Annotated in this window: 16 protein-coding genes; 6 read left to right on the plus strand and 10 right to left on the minus strand. The window is 63.4% G+C overall.

Annotated features, from left to right (window positions below; genetic code table 11):
* Window positions 1-210 precede the first annotated feature (210 nt).
* The 4 genes from NIT7645_RS19625 to NIT7645_RS02255 form a co-directional block, all read right to left on the minus strand.
* On the minus strand, window positions 211-582 hold the full coding sequence (locus NIT7645_RS19625; protein ID WP_242656161.1) for a Rho termination factor N-terminal domain-containing protein: 372 nt from the start codon (window positions 580-582) through the stop codon (window positions 211-213).
* Between the two features lie 18 nt (window positions 583-600).
* Window positions 601-855, minus strand: a complete 255-nt coding sequence (locus tag NIT7645_RS19630; protein WP_242656162.1) for a DUF5872 domain-containing protein — start codon at window positions 853-855, stop codon at window positions 601-603.
* A gap of 1 nt (window position 856) precedes the next feature.
* A complete protein-coding gene (locus NIT7645_RS02250) occupies window positions 857-1,216 on the minus strand; it encodes a DUF3140 domain-containing protein (protein ID WP_050685993.1) in 360 nt (119 codons plus the stop codon).
* Window positions 1,217-1,317: 101 nt separating this feature from the next.
* On the minus strand, window positions 1,318-1,770 hold the full coding sequence (locus tag NIT7645_RS02255) for an Lrp/AsnC family transcriptional regulator (RefSeq protein ID WP_008563287.1): 453 nt from the start codon (window positions 1,768-1,770) through the stop codon (window positions 1,318-1,320).
* A gap of 103 nt (window positions 1,771-1,873) precedes the next feature.
* Between NIT7645_RS02255 and NIT7645_RS02260 the strand changes: the two genes are divergently transcribed.
* From NIT7645_RS02260 to NIT7645_RS02275, 4 genes are all read left to right on the plus strand, one after another.
* Window positions 1,874-2,554, plus strand: coding sequence for an AzlC family ABC transporter permease (locus NIT7645_RS02260; protein ID WP_050685995.1), 681 nt, complete (start codon window positions 1,874-1,876; stop codon window positions 2,552-2,554).
* Window positions 2,551-2,865, plus strand: a complete 315-nt coding sequence (locus NIT7645_RS02265; RefSeq protein WP_050685997.1) for an AzlD domain-containing protein — start codon at window positions 2,551-2,553, stop codon at window positions 2,863-2,865. Before NIT7645_RS02260 ends, NIT7645_RS02265 begins: the two co-directional genes overlap by 4 nt.
* 231 nt (window positions 2,866-3,096) lie before the next feature.
* Entirely contained in the window at window positions 3,097-4,410 is a 1,314-nt protein-coding gene (locus tag NIT7645_RS02270) for an adenylosuccinate synthase (protein ID WP_050685999.1), read from the plus strand.
* Window positions 4,410-4,655, plus strand: coding sequence for a DUF2842 domain-containing protein (locus tag NIT7645_RS02275; protein WP_037302156.1), 246 nt, complete (start codon window positions 4,410-4,412; stop codon window positions 4,653-4,655). Before NIT7645_RS02270 ends, NIT7645_RS02275 begins: the two co-directional genes overlap by 1 nt.
* 166 nt (window positions 4,656-4,821) lie before the next feature.
* Here the strand turns inward: NIT7645_RS02275 and NIT7645_RS02280 are convergent, their stop codons facing one another.
* Entirely contained in the window at window positions 4,822-7,074 is a 2,253-nt protein-coding gene (locus NIT7645_RS02280; protein ID WP_050686025.1) for a hypothetical protein, read from the minus strand.
* A 139-nt stretch (window positions 7,075-7,213) separates the two neighbouring features.
* Between NIT7645_RS02280 and NIT7645_RS02285 the strand changes: the two genes are divergently transcribed.
* On the plus strand, window positions 7,214-7,870 hold the full coding sequence (locus tag NIT7645_RS02285) for a thiamine diphosphokinase (RefSeq protein ID WP_008560252.1): 657 nt from the start codon (window positions 7,214-7,216) through the stop codon (window positions 7,868-7,870).
* A gap of 38 nt (window positions 7,871-7,908) precedes the next feature.
* On the opposite strand, the gene NIT7645_RS02290 is transcribed toward NIT7645_RS02285, so the two are convergent.
* The 5 genes from NIT7645_RS02290 to NIT7645_RS02310 form a co-directional block, all read right to left on the minus strand.
* Complete coding sequence (locus NIT7645_RS02290) at window positions 7,909-8,871, minus strand: DMT family transporter (RefSeq protein ID WP_008563159.1); 963 nt, start codon at window positions 8,869-8,871, stop codon at window positions 7,909-7,911.
* A gap of 150 nt (window positions 8,872-9,021) precedes the next feature.
* The gene (locus NIT7645_RS02295) at window positions 9,022-10,395 is read right to left on the minus strand and encodes an L-serine ammonia-lyase (protein ID WP_008562126.1); all 1,374 of its coding nucleotides are present in this window, start codon (window positions 10,393-10,395) and stop codon (window positions 9,022-9,024) included.
* Window positions 10,395-11,123 carry a glutathione S-transferase family protein gene (locus NIT7645_RS02300; protein WP_037302158.1) on the minus strand — a complete coding sequence of 243 codons (729 nt, stop codon included), beginning with the start codon at window positions 11,121-11,123 and terminating at the stop codon, window positions 10,395-10,397. The genes NIT7645_RS02295 and NIT7645_RS02300 overlap by 1 nt, the downstream gene beginning before the upstream one ends.
* Window positions 11,124-11,242: 119 nt before the next feature.
* Complete coding sequence (locus NIT7645_RS02305; RefSeq protein WP_008562612.1) at window positions 11,243-12,922, minus strand: FAD-binding oxidoreductase; 1,680 nt, start codon at window positions 12,920-12,922, stop codon at window positions 11,243-11,245.
* A 129-nt stretch (window positions 12,923-13,051) separates the two neighbouring features.
* Window positions 13,052-13,675, minus strand: coding sequence for a glutathione S-transferase family protein (locus NIT7645_RS02310; RefSeq protein ID WP_050686004.1), 624 nt, complete (start codon window positions 13,673-13,675; stop codon window positions 13,052-13,054).
* A 155-nt stretch (window positions 13,676-13,830) separates the two neighbouring features.
* On the opposite strand from NIT7645_RS02310, the gene NIT7645_RS02315 reads away from it, so the two are divergent.
* Window positions 13,831-14,727, plus strand: coding sequence for a LysR family transcriptional regulator (locus NIT7645_RS02315; protein ID WP_008562456.1), 897 nt, complete (start codon window positions 13,831-13,833; stop codon window positions 14,725-14,727).
* Window positions 14,728-14,763 lie beyond the last annotated feature (36 nt).

Consider the following 14,763-nt stretch of genomic DNA (forward strand, 5'->3'; position numbering starts at 1 on the left):
ACATTGGACCAGCGCGCAGCGAACGGCAGCTCTCCGCCCCTCTTGCCTAGAGGCTTCGATGCTGCGAGCGCAAAGATCATGTCCGCTTTGGGCTGTTCGCACCTCAAACCACTCAAAGCACATAGGCCAACCAGCAGCTCCCGGATAGAACTCAAAACAGACCTCCGCAGCCCGCAGGGGGCGTTTTTGGCCTGCGCTGGGGGGCGGGGGTTAGGCGTCTTTTGCGAGGGCCTTGACCAGGTCGGATTTGGACATGGAGGAGCGGCCCTCGATGTCCTGGTCCTGGGCCATGGCGTAGAGGTCGTCTTTGGTTTTCTGCTCCAGCGCGGCGGTGGAGCCTTTGGCGCGGCCGTTTTCGTCGGTGGCGGCGTCGATGGCGTCGAGGAGGCCCTGTTTCGTCATGGAGGCGCGGCCGGTGATGTCGAGATCGCGGGCGCGCTCCATCAGCATGTCCTTGGTTGGACCATCTTCCTTGATCCTGGCGACCTTGTCGCGCACGTCGTCCGGCTGATCGACGAATTGGCTGTCGCCCTGCTTTTTGTCCCTGGTTGAGCGGGCGTATTCGTCTTTGGTCAGCAGCATGCGGACCTTTCGGGGGAGTTAGCGTTCGCCGGATTGCGCGGAGGGGGCGCCGGATTTGGTGCCCCAGTCTTCCTCTGTCCATTGGTGGAGGTCGGTGTCCTCCTGGTCGGGGCTGTCGTCGGTGTAGCCGCCGCCGCGTCTCTTGTATTCCTGCACCGCGAGCTGTGCCTTGCGGGCCGACCATTGGCCCGGCTCGCCGCCCTTGTCGCTGGCGGTGATTTCGTCTTTCACGTCTTCCCACAGGTCGGGGTCGGTTTTTTCGGCTGACGACATTTCAGCTGCCCTCTGCCTGTGCGTCATGCTTTAGCGGGTCGTGGCCCCAGTTCATCAGGGAATAGCGCCAGGGGGAGTGTTCGGTGGCTTCCTGCGGGCCACCTTGCGCGCGGTGACGTTTGATGTAGCCCACGACGGTGGCCATGTGGTCCCACTGGCTGTCGCTCAGCTCTGCCTTGTTGGTACGCTTGATAGAGACGATGCGGCGACCGGATTTGTGGCCGGTGCTTTCGCCGTTGTCTGTGTCGCCGACGGATTTGGAGCGCTCGGTCTCAAGCCAGTCTTCCAGCTCGGCCGGGGCCATGTTGACGAGCGCGCGCCATTCCTCCCAGATCTGGTCCTTGGATTTTGCCGACGACATCACCGTTCTCCTGTTTGGGTCTGCAGGCCCAACGCCCGCCCGGCGGAGGAGTTCCGCGTTTTGCGCCTGTTTTGCGCAAAGATAGCCCTCGGGTCAGGGCCCTAGATCGGCAGGTCGAGCGTGGCCTTTTCGGTAGAGACAACAATCGATGTGCGGAATTTGCGCACGTTCTTGTCGGCAAAGAAAAAGCGATGGGTGAAGGTTTCGTAGTCGGCCATGTCCTTGGCGACGACAATCATCACGAAATCCGCGTCTCCGGCGATGCAGTAGAAATTGGTGACCTGTCGATCTTCGCGGGCCTTGCGCTTGAAGGCGTTGATCTGGTCAAGGCGGTCGCGTTCCAGTTCGACAGAGACGATGGCGGTGACGCCGAAGCCCAGTTTCGCCTGATCGAGGACCGCGACCTCCTTGCGGATAAAGCCGCCGTCGCGCAGCGCCTTGAGGCGGCGCTGCACCGAGGCGGTGGAGGCGCCTATGTGCTCGGCCATGTGCTGGATCGTGGTGCGGGCGTTGTCTTGCAGCAGGGCGAGAAGTTTGTGGTCGAGGTGATCCATGATCGTATGGTGTCCTGATGTGTGCAGTTTGTGATGCTATCAGATCATAATTGACTGAAATGATCTGTTCTGTCGATCACCTGTTCTGCGTAACCTGCGGGGCATGAAACATGGTGTATTTGCAATTCTTCCCCTGGCCTCTGGTGCGGCGGTCTATGGTTTTGCCTTTGGGCTGCTGGCTGCGCAGGTCGGATTCCCCTGGTGGGGTATTTCCCTGATGAGCGGGCTTGTCCATGCAGGGTCTTCGCAGATCGTGGCGGTAGAGCAGTTCGCGGGCAGCTCTGCTGTGCTTGGGGCGGCCTTTGCGGGGGCGGCGCTGAACCTGCGGTATATCGGGATCGTGGCCTCGTTGTCTGACATTCTGAGCGGGCTGTCGCTGCGGATGAAGCTGGTGGCCATCCATATCACCGGCGACGAGAACTGGGCGCTGACCATGGCAGAGCGGGCCAAGACCCCACGTGTTGGGGCAGAGTTCCTGCTGGGCTCGGGGATTGTCATGATTTCGGTCTGGACGGTGTCGACGACATTGGGGGCCGTTGCAGGGGCAAGCCTGCCGGATCTGGACCGGTTTGGTCTTGGGTTTGCCTTTACCGCGGCCTTTATCGCGATGGCGCGGGGGATGTGGCGTGGGGCGCAGAACCTGCTGCCCTGGGCCGTGAGCCTTGCAGGCACCCTTGCCGCTGTCCAGCTTGGGGCGCCAAAGGCCTATGCCATTGTTGCAGGCGCCTGTCTTGGTCTGGTGGTGTCCGGGCTTGTCCGGCGAAAAGAGAGGGTGGTTGCATGACGTTGTCCCATTGGATGTTGATCCTGCTCTTGGCGATTGCGGCATTTTCGATCCGGGTTCTGGGCCTGTTTGCGGGTGATGCCATCCGGACATCCCGTTTTGCGTGGGTGCTGGATGATGTGCCTGGGCTGTTGGTGGTGGCGCTGGTTGCGTCCTCGCTGGCGGGGCAGTCGGCGGTGACATGGGCGGCGGCTGCGGTGGCGCTGGGCGTGGCCTATGTCACCAATCATGTGATCCTGACCATGTGCGTTGGGGGGCTGGCCTATGCTGGCCTGGCGTCTGCGGGGCCGATCTGGGCTGCGCTGCACTGAAGCCACGCTGCGAGAGGCCGGGCGCGGTGGTGGTTTTTGGGGGGAATCAACAGAGGCTGGGCCGCAAATCCGGATCTGGTGGTTCAATTCGCCCGCTTTGGACGGCGCTTGTGCGTCGATATCTTGTGGAAAAGCGGGGCTGAGGCCGGGTGCGGCGAAAAACCGGTTCCACTGCCGCCACTGCCTCGTTATACGGAGCGTCGGTTTCAACCAGCATGCAAAGGACCTGAGATGGCCAATGTTGTGGTAGTCGGCGCCCAGTGGGGTGACGAAGGTAAAGGCAAGATCGTGGATTGGCTCAGCGAGCGCGCTGATGTGATCGCACGTTTCCAGGGCGGCCATAACGCCGGTCATACGCTGGTGATTGACAGCAAGGTCTACAAACTGCACGCGCTGCCGTCTGGCGTTGTGCGGGGTGGCAAGCTTTCGGTCATCGGCAATGGTGTGGTGCTGGACCCCTGGCATCTGATCAAGGAGATCGAGACCGTGCGCGCCCAGGGCGTGGACATCTCTCCTGAGACGCTGATGATTGCGGAAAACACCCCGCTGATCCTGCCGCTGCACGGCGAGCTGGACCGGGCGCGTGAGGAAGCGGCCTCCAAGGGTACCAAGATCGGCACCACCGGTCGCGGCATTGGCCCGGCCTATGAGGACAAGGTGGGCCGTCGTGCGATCCGCGTGGCCGACCTGGCGGATGAGGCGACCCTGGTGGCGCGCGTTGACCGCGCCCTGCAGCACCATGATCCGTTGCGCAAGGGTCTGGGCATCGAAGCGGTTGATCGCGACGGTCTGATTGCCCAGCTGAAAGAGATCGCCAAAGAGATCCTGCCTTATGCGGCACCGGTCTGGAAGGTGCTGAACGAAAAGCGCAAAGCGGGCAAGCGGATCCTGTTCGAAGGGGCGCAGGGCGCGCTTTTGGACATTGATTTCGGGACCTACCCGTTTGTGACCTCCTCCAACGTGATTGCTGGTCAGGCGGCAACGGGCGTGGGTATTGGTCCGGGCTCCATCGATTATGTGCTGGGCATCGTGAAGGCCTATACCACCCGTGTGGGCGAAGGCCCGTTCCCGACCGAGCTGTTGAAGGATGACGGCACGCCGGATGCGGATGGCGAGCGTCTGGGCACCCGTGGTCATGAATTCGGCACCACCACCGGCCGTCAGCGTCGCTGTGGCTGGTTTGATGCCTGCCTTGTGCGTCAGACCTGTGCGACCTCTGGCATCACCGGCATTTCGCTGACCAAGCTGGATGTTCTGGATGGGTTTGAAACCCTGAAGATCTGCGTGGGTTATGAGCTGGACGGCGAGCGTCTGGATTACCTGCCGACCGCTGCCGACCAGCAGGCCCGCTGCACCCCCATCTATGAAGAGATGCCGGGTTGGAGCGAGTCGACGGAAGGCGCGCGCAGCTGGAACGATCTGCCTGCCAATGCGATCAAATACGTGAAACGTGTGGAAGAGCTGATCGAATGCCCGGTTGCGCTTTTGTCCACCAGCCCGGAGCGGGACGACACCATCCTGGTGACGGACCCGTTTGCTGACTGATGTCGGATAAACCCGCATTGAGCTACAAGGCCCGGCGGCGCTGGGCGCTGGTGATCCTGCTGATCGGCATGCCGCTTTATATCGTGCTGGCGGTCAACGTGATCAGCTGGCTTGACCGGCCGTCGCTGCTGGTTGAGCTGGTGGTCTATGTGCTGCTGGGGGTTCTGTGGATCCTGCCGTTCAAATTCGTCTTTCGCGGTGTCGGCAAGGCGGATCCGGATGATCCCGACCAGGATCAGGGCTGAGGCGCGGAGCTGCGCGCGGGGAGAGGGGCGCTGCCCCTCTTGACCTTGCGGTCAATTCACCCGGGAGTATTTCGGGAAAGATGACGGGCGATTGGCCCGGACGTGAAAAAGGCGGCCTTTGAGGCCGCCTTTTTTGCTGTGGTGTTATGGGTCTCAGGGGCAGAGGTCAGCCTGCGGCGCGGTTGCCGGGCTGGAAGCCGATCTGGCCTGACGCGGTGAAGCGGCCGTTGTCGGCGCGTTCGATTTTGCCCTCGCGCAGGAGCTGGCCAAAGCTGCGCAGCCCGTCTTCGCGGTTGAACTCGGTCCCGTCGACGCCGCGGACCTTGTTCATCAGCTGCGGGCGGGAGAAGTGATCGCGCCCTTCGACGAAGCTCATGTAGGCGGCTGCTGCCTCAAGCAGTTCGCCCAGTTCGACGGCGCCTGCCTCTTGTGCGTAGGCGGCAAATCCACCTTCGCTGCCGCTGTTGCGGGGCTCTTCGGCGAGAACGGCAGCAGAGACCCGGCGCGGGCGCACGGGGGCGGCTGCGGGAGTTTCGGTTTCGTCAATGCGTTGTTCCTGCACCAGTTTCAGCGGTGCCGGGCGGCTGATCTGGGCGCCAGGGCGGCGGTCGCTGCCGCTGTCGGCGCGGCTGCCGGGGCGACGGGGACGCACAACGCTGGCAAGATCGTCGCGATAGACCTGCGCGTCATCTTCCTTGTCCAGACTGCCACCGGCAGAGCGTTCGGCAGAGGCTGCCGCCATCACCGCGCGCAGCTGGCTGTAGGTTTCGCGCTGATCGCTGGTTTCGGGGTCTTCCAGCTTGGCATCGGTTGCAGCCATCAGTCGGGCGATGTCGCTGTCGGCGGTGCTGGTCGGGCCGCGCTTGGCGGGTTCATCCAGTGCGGCGGGCTGGCGGCCGGGGATGATGCTCTTGGCGATATTGCCAAGATCGAGCGGCGCGGGGCGTTTGGCGACGGGGGTGTCGTCGTGGGTCTGCTCCGCGTTCTCCTGCATGTCATCGTCGTCATCGAGAGCCGCGAGATCGACGCTGTCGTCGTCAAGATCGTCGAGATCCTCTGCCGCTTCCGCGTCGTGCTGCGCCACATCTGTCAGATCGATGTCTTCGCCCAGCAGCTCGGCCTCGACGGCGGCGAGTTCGGCCATCAGGTCGGCTTCGTCGTCATCGGAGAGGCTGCTGTCTGCGTCAGGCTGCAACTTGGCGCGTTTGCGCGGAGCGGGGGTGTCTTGTTCCGAAACCTCGGGGCTCTGGCTGTCGTCGTCCAGTTCTTCAAGGGCGCCTGCTGCCATTGCGGCCTCCAGATCGGCGCGTTTGATGCGGGCGATCCGGGCGGTGCGGCGGGGGCGCTCTGGGGTGGTTTCGGCGGCAGGTTCTGCGGTGTCCTCGGCGTCGTCCTGCGCCTCGTCCTGCGCAAAGAGGCTGTCGTCTTCGTCGCTGTCATCGTCCAGAACGGAGATGGGATCGTCGGCAGAGAGGTCTTCGTCTTCTGCGTCGTCGAAATCGTCACTGGCCGTGTCGTCGCTGTCCGTGTCGTCGCTGGCGATCAAGCTTGGGCTGTCGGCGAAGAAGGCATCGGCCTCGGCGGGGGCGTTGATTGCAGCGGCGGTGGAGGTGCTGGCCAGATCAATCCGGTCAAGTGCGGCGGCAATGGCGTCATCGGTGGCATCATCAATGCTGTCGTCGCCGTCGAGCTCTTGGTTGGTTTCCGGCTCTGCGTCGATTGCGTGATCGGCGGATAGAGCGTTCTGGATGTCCTGCAGCGCCTCTTCGCGCACCTGGTCGGCGTGCTGGTCTTCGGTGAAGTCATCGCTTGGTGTCTGGGCCACAACCGCACGGATGCGGCGCAGTTTGGCGGCGATGCTTTCGGGAGAGGCGGCGGGTTTCGGGGCCGGTTCGGCGACGTCTTCGGCGACGGGCGTGTTGGCGTCCGCTGTCAGATCCTGGGCCTGATCCTCTGCGATCTCCTCCGGGATGTCCTGTGCTGCGGGCTCGGCCTCTTGTGCCGGGGCTGCGTGCTGGACGGGGGCAGTGGTCTGGACGGGGGTTTCGGCTTGGACTGGGGCGACGTCTTCGATCGGGGCGGGGGCGGCGGCTGCAGGCGCCGGCGCGGCCGCCGGTTCCGGCTGAGCAGGAGCCGGTTGCGGGGCCGCGGGCGCGGGCAGGCCAGTGGCCGCTCGCAGGTGAATGCCTTCGGTGCTGGTGCGCGCTTCGACCTGGCGGGCGATTTCCTTTTGCGCAATCCGTGCCAGCATATCCGCGTCGGGTTGCGGCGGCTCTGCGCCGAAATAGCGGTCGTCTGCGGCCAGATCGCGGAAATACTCTGCGATGGCCTGCATCGTGCCAAAGGAATCTTCGAACCCTTCCAACGTGCAGGAAAAGGTCCCGTAGGAAACCGTCAAAACCTTGTTATTCTGTACCATCGGATAGGTGTCCTCGCCAAAGTCAGTGCCATTCATATTCATGGCGCAGGGGGTCAAATTCCGCCCGAATCCGTGCAATTGATCGTATCATTTTGTGTTCAGATTGTGGTCTGTTTCCTTTTCTGCGAGTAATTCCGCCATGACAGAGGTTATTGTTGATCGTCGCCAGCCGGTGACATTGGTCGGGGCTGGGGCGCTTGGCGCGCAAGATCTGGCGCTTTCGCTGGGGTTGGCGCCGACGTTGGTGGCGGCTGATGGGGGCGCGTTGCATGCGCTGGAGGCAGGCCATCTGCCGGAGGCGGTGATTGGCGATCTCGACTCGCTGCCGCAGGAGCTGCGCGCAGATATCCCGGCGGGGCGGCTGCATCATGTCAGCGAGCAGACCACAACCGATTTTGACAAGGCGCTGCGCATGATCCGCGCACCACTGGTCATTGCTGTCGGCTTCATGGGCGGGCGCATCGACCATCAGCTGGCAGGGTTCAACACGCTGCTTCAGCCCCATCCCAGCCCTTGCGTGCTGCTGGGTGCACAGGAGGTGGTGTTTCACCTGCGCGCGCCTTTCTCGCTGCCGATGGAGGCAGGAGAGGTCGTCTCTTTGTTTCCGATGCAGCCGGTCCGGGGGCGGTCCGAGGGGCTGGAATGGCCGATCGACGGGCTGGAGCTGGACCCGATGGCGCGTATCGGCACGTCAAACCGCGCGACAGGTCCGCTCAGGCTGGAGGCGGACGGTCCGGGGTTGTTGGTGATCTTGCCACGGGCGCGGCTGGCGGATGTGGTGGCCGCGCTGGTCTAGTTGCTGGCGCGGTTGTGCGGGCCGGCTGGGGCTGACGGTCAGACCGCGGGTTGTTCCGGCGCGATGGGCGGATCCTTGAGCAGCAGCACTTCGCGATCCGCGGCGGCTTGTCTCAGCTGGATCTGGCGTTCGCGCAGGATCACAAACAATCCGGCGGCGATGGTGATCAGGATCCCCAGAGCGGCGAGGCCGTTTGGCAGCTCGTCAAAGATCCACAGGCCGATCAGGGCCGCGACGGGGATTTCCAGATACTGCATGGAGGCAAGGGTGGCGGCGGGGGCGTAACGCAGGCTCCATGTCATCAGGAGATGAGCCGCCGTGCCAAGAAGGCCAATGGCCGCCAGAAGGGCCCATTGATCTGCGGTGGGGGAAACGATGGCAAGGATCGGCAGATCCGTCGCCGCGCCCACGGCAAAGACAGGTGCGAGCAGACCGCAGGCCATCGAGCCCGAGACCGCCTGCAGGCTGATCGGGTCGGTGTCCTTGGCGATCTGGCGGGTGACCAGCATGAAGAAGGCAAAGATCACCGCCACCATCAGTGGCCAGAGCGCGTGCCAGCCGACGGCCACAAAGCTGGGCTGGATCACCAGAAGCGTGCCACCAAAACCGACGATGCAGGCCAGCAGGCGCACCATGCCGACCTCTTCGCCCAGAATGAATTTGCCGAGAAACAGCATGATGAAGGGCATCACGAAGGCAATCGCAACGGCATCTGCGAGGGGCAGATACTTGAGACCGGTGAACATCGCGCCGATGCCCGCAATATGCAAGAGCGTGCGCACGAAGGTCAGCCGCAACACCCGGCCCTGCATGCGCCAGACGCGGCCAGTGGCGAGGATGAGCGGCGCCAGCAACAGAACCTGCGCGGCAAAACGGACCAACAGCAGCTGACCCAGAGGGATATGCGCCCCAAGAAGTTTGGCCACCGCATCCCCCATCGGGGCGGTGATACAGAAACCAAGCATCAGGAGGATGCCAAGGGAGGGGCGATCATGTGTCATTGCGCCACGCTAGGGCGCTGGCGGGTGTGGTGCAAGCTGGAGTTGCGGGGAGCGGAGGAACGTTGCGTTCATCGGGCGTGTCGAACGCCGGGCAGGAAGGCGCATTTGCGCCTTCCTCAGGTCACGTCAGGTTCTGACAGGTCGTCGACCTCAGCAGTTGGGTACGTTCACGGCCAGACCGCCAAGCGAGGTTTCCTTGTACTTGTCGTGCATGTCGGCACCGGTCTGGCGCATGGTCTCGATGCAGGCGTCCAGTGGCACAAAGTGCTGGCCGTCGCCGCGCAGGGCGAGCGATGCGGCAGAGACCGCCTTGATCGCCGCCAGGCCGTTGCGTTCGATGCAGGGGACCTGCACCAGACCCTTCACGGGGTCGCAGGTCATGCCGAGGTGGTGCTCCAGTGCGATCTCAGCCGCGTTTTCCACCTGTTCAGGCGTGCCGCCCATCACCGCGCAGAGACCGGCGGCAGACATCGCGGAGGCCGAGCCGACCTCTGCCTGGCAACCTGCCTCGGCGCCGGAGATCGACGCGTTGTATTTTACAAGACCGGCGATGGCGGCGGCGGTCAGCAGGAAGTCCTCGACGTGGCTTTCCGAGGCGCCCGGCACATGGTCAAGGTAGTAGCGGATCACTGCAGGCAGGGTGCCTGCCGCGCCATTGGTCGGCGCGGTGACGACCTGACCGCCGGCCGCGTTTTCCTCGTTCACGGCCATCGCGTAGACGCTCATCCAGTCGTTGATCGTGTGCGGGGCGTTGATGTTCATGCCGCGCTCTGCGAGCAGGGCATCATGGATGCCTTTGGCGCGGCGGCGCACGTTCAGGCCACCGGGCAGGATGCCGTCGCGCGACAGACCGCGGTTGATGCAGTCGTTCATCACCTGCCAGATACGCGCGGTCCCTTTGGCAAGGCTTTCGGGACAGCCGCGTGCGATTTCGTTGGCGCGCTTCATGTCGGCGATGGACTTGCCGCTGGATTTCGCCATCTCCAGCATTTCGGCTGCGGATTTGAAGGGGAAGGGCACCGGGTCGCCTTCGTCGGTGGCCTTGCCTGCGGCGAGTTCTTCCTCGGTCACGACAAAACCGCCGCCGATGGAATAGAACACCTGACGCAGGGTGACGTCGCCCTGGGCGTCGGTTGCCATCAGGATCATGCCATTTGCGTGGCCCGGCAGCGCGTGATCGTAGTCAAAGATCATGTCGGCCTTGGGGTCGAAGTGCAGCTCGCCCAGACCTTCGGGGTGCATTTTGTGGGTTTTGTCCAGCTCTGCCAGAAAGGCCTCTGCCTTTTCGTCGTCGTAGTCCTCGGGCACAAAGCCGCCGAGACCCAGGATGGTGGCGCGGTCGGTGGCGTGGCCGACGCCAGTGAAGGCGAGCGAGCCGTGCAGCGAGGCGCGCAATCCGTGGAATTCAAACGGTGAGGCGCGCATCATGTCGAGGAACCGCGCGGCGGCCACCATCGGCCCCATGGTGTGGGAGGACGACGGGCCGATGCCCACTTTGAACATGTCAAAAACGGAGAGGAACATTAGGTGGCTGATCCTTCTGAGGGATTTGCGTAAGAGGGCTGTGTGAACGGGGTGGGGCCGAGCCCCTCTGCCTGAGCGGCGGTTGCGGTGCTGGGGCGCTGTTCCAGCTGTGCCAGCGCCGCCGCGAGGGCGGGTGTTGCGGTGATGTCAAACCAGCTGCGATCCCACGTGCTGGGATAAAGTGCCATCCAGCGCATCATGCAGGCAAGATACAGCAGCGGCGCAGTGGGCGTGAGGCCATCCTCGGCGTCCCGCCAAAGAAGGTCGGGATTGGCGGTGCACTCACGATCGATGTTTTCCAGATGCACCTTCAGGCGGGCGCAAATGCCGTCTTGCAGCGCGGTCTGTTGGGTAGGGTCGCTGCCGATGTATTTGTCCGGATAGAACAGGATCCGCAGATCGGCGTGAACCGTGTTGGAAAGGTGAAACAGCCACTTGAGCGCATGGGCGCGGCGGGGGCTGTCCGGGGTCGGCATGAGGCCTGCCTCTGGGTGGCGGTCGGCCAGCCACAGCAGGATCGCGGCCGTTTCAAAGATCGCCCCGTCTGGGGTTTCCAGAACCGGGATCAGACCTGCCGGATTGAGCGCCCTGTAGGCGGCTGACTTATGCGCAGCTGCGCGCCGATCGACCAAAGCGGTCTGATAGGGCTGGCCCATCTCTTCCAACGCGAGCCGGATCACCAGCGAGGCGTTGTCGGGGGCATAGTGCAGGCGGTAGCTGTCCATCATGGAACCATTCTAAGGTGTCTGATGGCAGGGGTAACGCCCGTTTCCGACGTTTCCAATAGGAAACACGCATTCTGGCTGCCCCCGGCGCCAATTTGCCGGAGGAGCCTGGGTTTGCAGCCTCAGACCGCAGGGGGCGCCTTGGTGGCGGCGGGTTGCGTCGGTCCGAAGGTTTCAAAGTGGATCCGCCCTGGTGCGATGCCGGATGCCTCAAGCTGTTGGCGCAGGCTGCCGATCATTGCGGCCGGTCCACAAAGCATGAAATCCGCCTCAGTTGCCCCATCGAGCGTGAGCAGCTCTGCTGCGGTGATCCTGCCGTGGTGGTCATAATCGTGCCCCAGTCTGTCGGAGGGGTCGGGATCGCTGAAATAGCGCAGCTGGCGGGCATTGGGGGCGGATGCGATCAGCGCGGCAACTTCGTTTCGCAGGGCGTGGTGGCGTCGATTGCGCGTCCCGTGGATATAGCAGACCGGGCGGTCGGGCTGTTGCGCGAGGGTTTCGTGCAGCATGGCGACCATAGGGGTGAGGCCGACGCCTGCACTGACCAGGAACAGCGGGCGTTCTGACACTGGGCGGGTGAAATCGCCGGAGGGTTTGCCAACGCGCAGGGTGTCACCGGCTTTGAGGGTGTCGTGCAGCAGGCGAGAGACCTGGCCTTGGGGTTCGCGTTTGATCGACAGCCGGTAGTGCCCGCTGGCATCCGACGCGCCAGAGAGCGAATAGCTGCGGCTGGCCGGGATGTACTGGCCCTCGATGTCCACCTCGACAGGCAGATGTTGCCCGGCCTTGAAGGGCGGCAGCGGCTTGCCATCCTTTGCGCCCAGATAAAAGGAGGTGATTTCAGGCGTTTCCTCCTCGCGGCGCAGGACCTGCAGCGCGCGGGTGCTGGTGATCCCGCCGGACCAGCGCAGGGACAGGGCATTGGGCCGTTCCACCACGGCGTCGATGTCCACCTCGATCATGCGCCAGGCGGCGGGGTCGTGGCTGTTTTCCGGGCGCCAGTTGACATGGGCGCGCCCGCTCACATGCAGCAGGCTGCCGGTTTCAAAGTCGACAAAAACGAGACCCACCCGTTCGTCGGTCAGGATATTGCCGATGGTGTTGAAGAAGTTGTTGCCAGAGTAGTCCGGAATGGCGAGCCGGGTGGGGCTGGCGACATGCACAAAACCCGGCGCGCCGCCCCGGTGTGACGCATCATAGCCGCGCGACGGCACGTCTGCGCCCTTTTGATGGCCGGAGCCGATGAACAGCGTGTCGGCGCGGCTGATCTGTCTGATCTGTGCGCTGCGCAAGGTGGCGCTGTGCCGGACCGGTTTTGGCGCGGCAGCGACCCGCCGCCAGCTGCGTTCGTGGATATACTGCGGACAGTTGCCAAAGGTCTGGCGGATGTCGATGCCGTAGCCTGCCGTGGTCTTGCGGATATGACCGCTGAAGCGGTTGCGGCGGCGACTGTGCAATTCGATCCCGACCACGCCAATGTCCGTGCCTGCCTCAAAGGCGGCTGCGAGCGGATCTGCGGGGGCGATATGGGTGTCGAGAGATAAGGATTTGGCATTGGGCGAAGTGATGAAGCCCTCGGCCCCATCGACCAGCGTGACCCAGGTCTGGCCCGCGGCATCGGCGCCAGCCATGACGAGGAACGGCAGGGAGGTATAGAAATCGCGGTGCTGGGCAGGCATGTGGTCGCGGATGAAGCCACCGGCCCAGGCCGCCACATTCCCGGCACCGGCGCGTGCCTGCGCCTCCAGTTCCCCGGCGTGAAAGGGATTGGGGGGCTGGGTCACATTCAGGGCCTTGTCCATTGTCACGTCTCCTGTGGTTTGGGGAGTGTTGCGGGGTGGGGAGTGTTGTGGGGTGGAGGCCCTGTGTCGGACCCAAAGGCGCGGGCCAGACACAGGGGCAGTTTTTGTTGTGGGGATGCCGGGGAAGGATCAGGCCAGTTCCGGCACCTCGGATGCGACCATGGGGACAAAATTGTCCTCTGCTTCGATCCGGTTCAGCCAGGCGCGCAGATTGGGATAGGGGGCCAGATCCACGCCGCCTTCCGGTGCGTGTGCGATATAGCTGTAGCCTGCAATATCCGCGATGGTGATGGTTTCGGCTGCGAGCCAGTTGCGGCCGTCCAGGTGGGTTTCCATCAGTTTGAACAGGTCATGTGATTTGGCGATGGCTGCTGCGTGATCCAGCTGCGCGCCAAACAGAGTGACCAGGCGGGCAGAGCAGGGGCCGGAAAAGATGTTGTCGGCGGCAATGGTCAGCCAGCGCTGCACTTCTGCTGCGGTCTTTGGGTCTTCGGGCAACCAGTGCGACCCTTTTGCGTAGGTCTGGACCAGATAGACCAGAATGGCGTTGGAATCGGACAGGGTATAGCCGCTGTCGTCGATGGCGGGAACTTTTCCGAAGGGGCTGATCTTGAGGTATTCCGGGGCTTTGTGCGCACCATTGGCCATGTCGAGGTCAATGGTTTCATAAGGCAGGCCGAGAAAGGCCAGAATCAGTTCGACACGGTGGCAGTGGCCGGATTTTGGATTGCGGTAGAGTTTGATGGGGGTCATGGGATGTCCTGTTCTTTGAGGTCTTTGGGTCAGCGTTGAAATTCGGCTGGGCCGCAATGTGGTGGCCCCTTGGTGATGGGGGAAAGGTAGTTTGCCCCGATCTGCGAATGAATATACTGTTTGCGAAAGGCATTATTTCGCGAAGTGATGGTAATATGGATCGATTGCAGAGCCTCGAGGTGTTTGTTGCGGTGGCCGAGGCGGAGAGTTTTGCCGCCGGGGCGCGGCGGATGGGGTTGAGTGCTCCGTCGGCGACGCGCGGGGTGAATGCGCTGGAGGCGCGGTTGGGCGCACGCCTGTTTACCCGCACCACCCGCAGCGTGCGTCTGACTGATGTGGGACGCCGCTATCTTGAGGATGCCCGCCACATTCTGGCGCAGATGCAGGCGGCAGATGATGCCGCAACCGGCGCGGCCTCCAATCCGGTTGGTCAGCTGCGCATTACCTGCCCGAATGAGTTCGGCCGCATCTATGTAACACCGATCCTGACCGAGTTTCTGGACACCTATGCAGGTGTCAGCGCCGAGGTGGTCATGGTGGACCGGATTGTGAACATGGTGGAGGAGGGGTTTGATCTGGCGGTGCGCATCGGAGAGCTGCCTTCCTCGGGGCTGACGGCTGTGCGGGTGGGGCAGGTGCATCGGGTGGTCTGTGGATCGCCTGCGTATCTTGCGGCGGCGGGGACGCCCCTGACCCCGGCTGATCTGTTGCAGCACAAGGTGGTGTCTGCCTCGCCCATCAGCCCGGTCTCAGAATGGCGCTTTGGCGGCGAGCTGCGCGATGTGGTGCGGCTGCGCCCGCGTCTTGCGGTGACAAGTGTTGCGGCGGCGATCGAGGTGGCGCGCCGGGATTGGGGGTTGTGCCGGGTTTTGTCCTATCAGGTCGGGCCGGATCTGGAGGCTGGCCGATTGGTGCGGGTCTTGCAGGATCACGAACCGGCGGCGCTGCCCATTCATCTGGTCCATGCAGAGGGGCGGCGGGCGCCTGCCAAGGTGCGGGCCTTTATCGATTTTGCCAAGGCGCGGCTGCAGTCGGTGGCGGTGTTGCGCTAGGGACAGGATGCCAGATCAATGCATCCTGACCCTGGG

Source organism: Phaeobacter italicus (assembly GCF_001258055.1).
GTDB classification, from domain to species: Bacteria; Pseudomonadota; Alphaproteobacteria; order Rhodobacterales; family Rhodobacteraceae; genus Phaeobacter; species Phaeobacter italicus.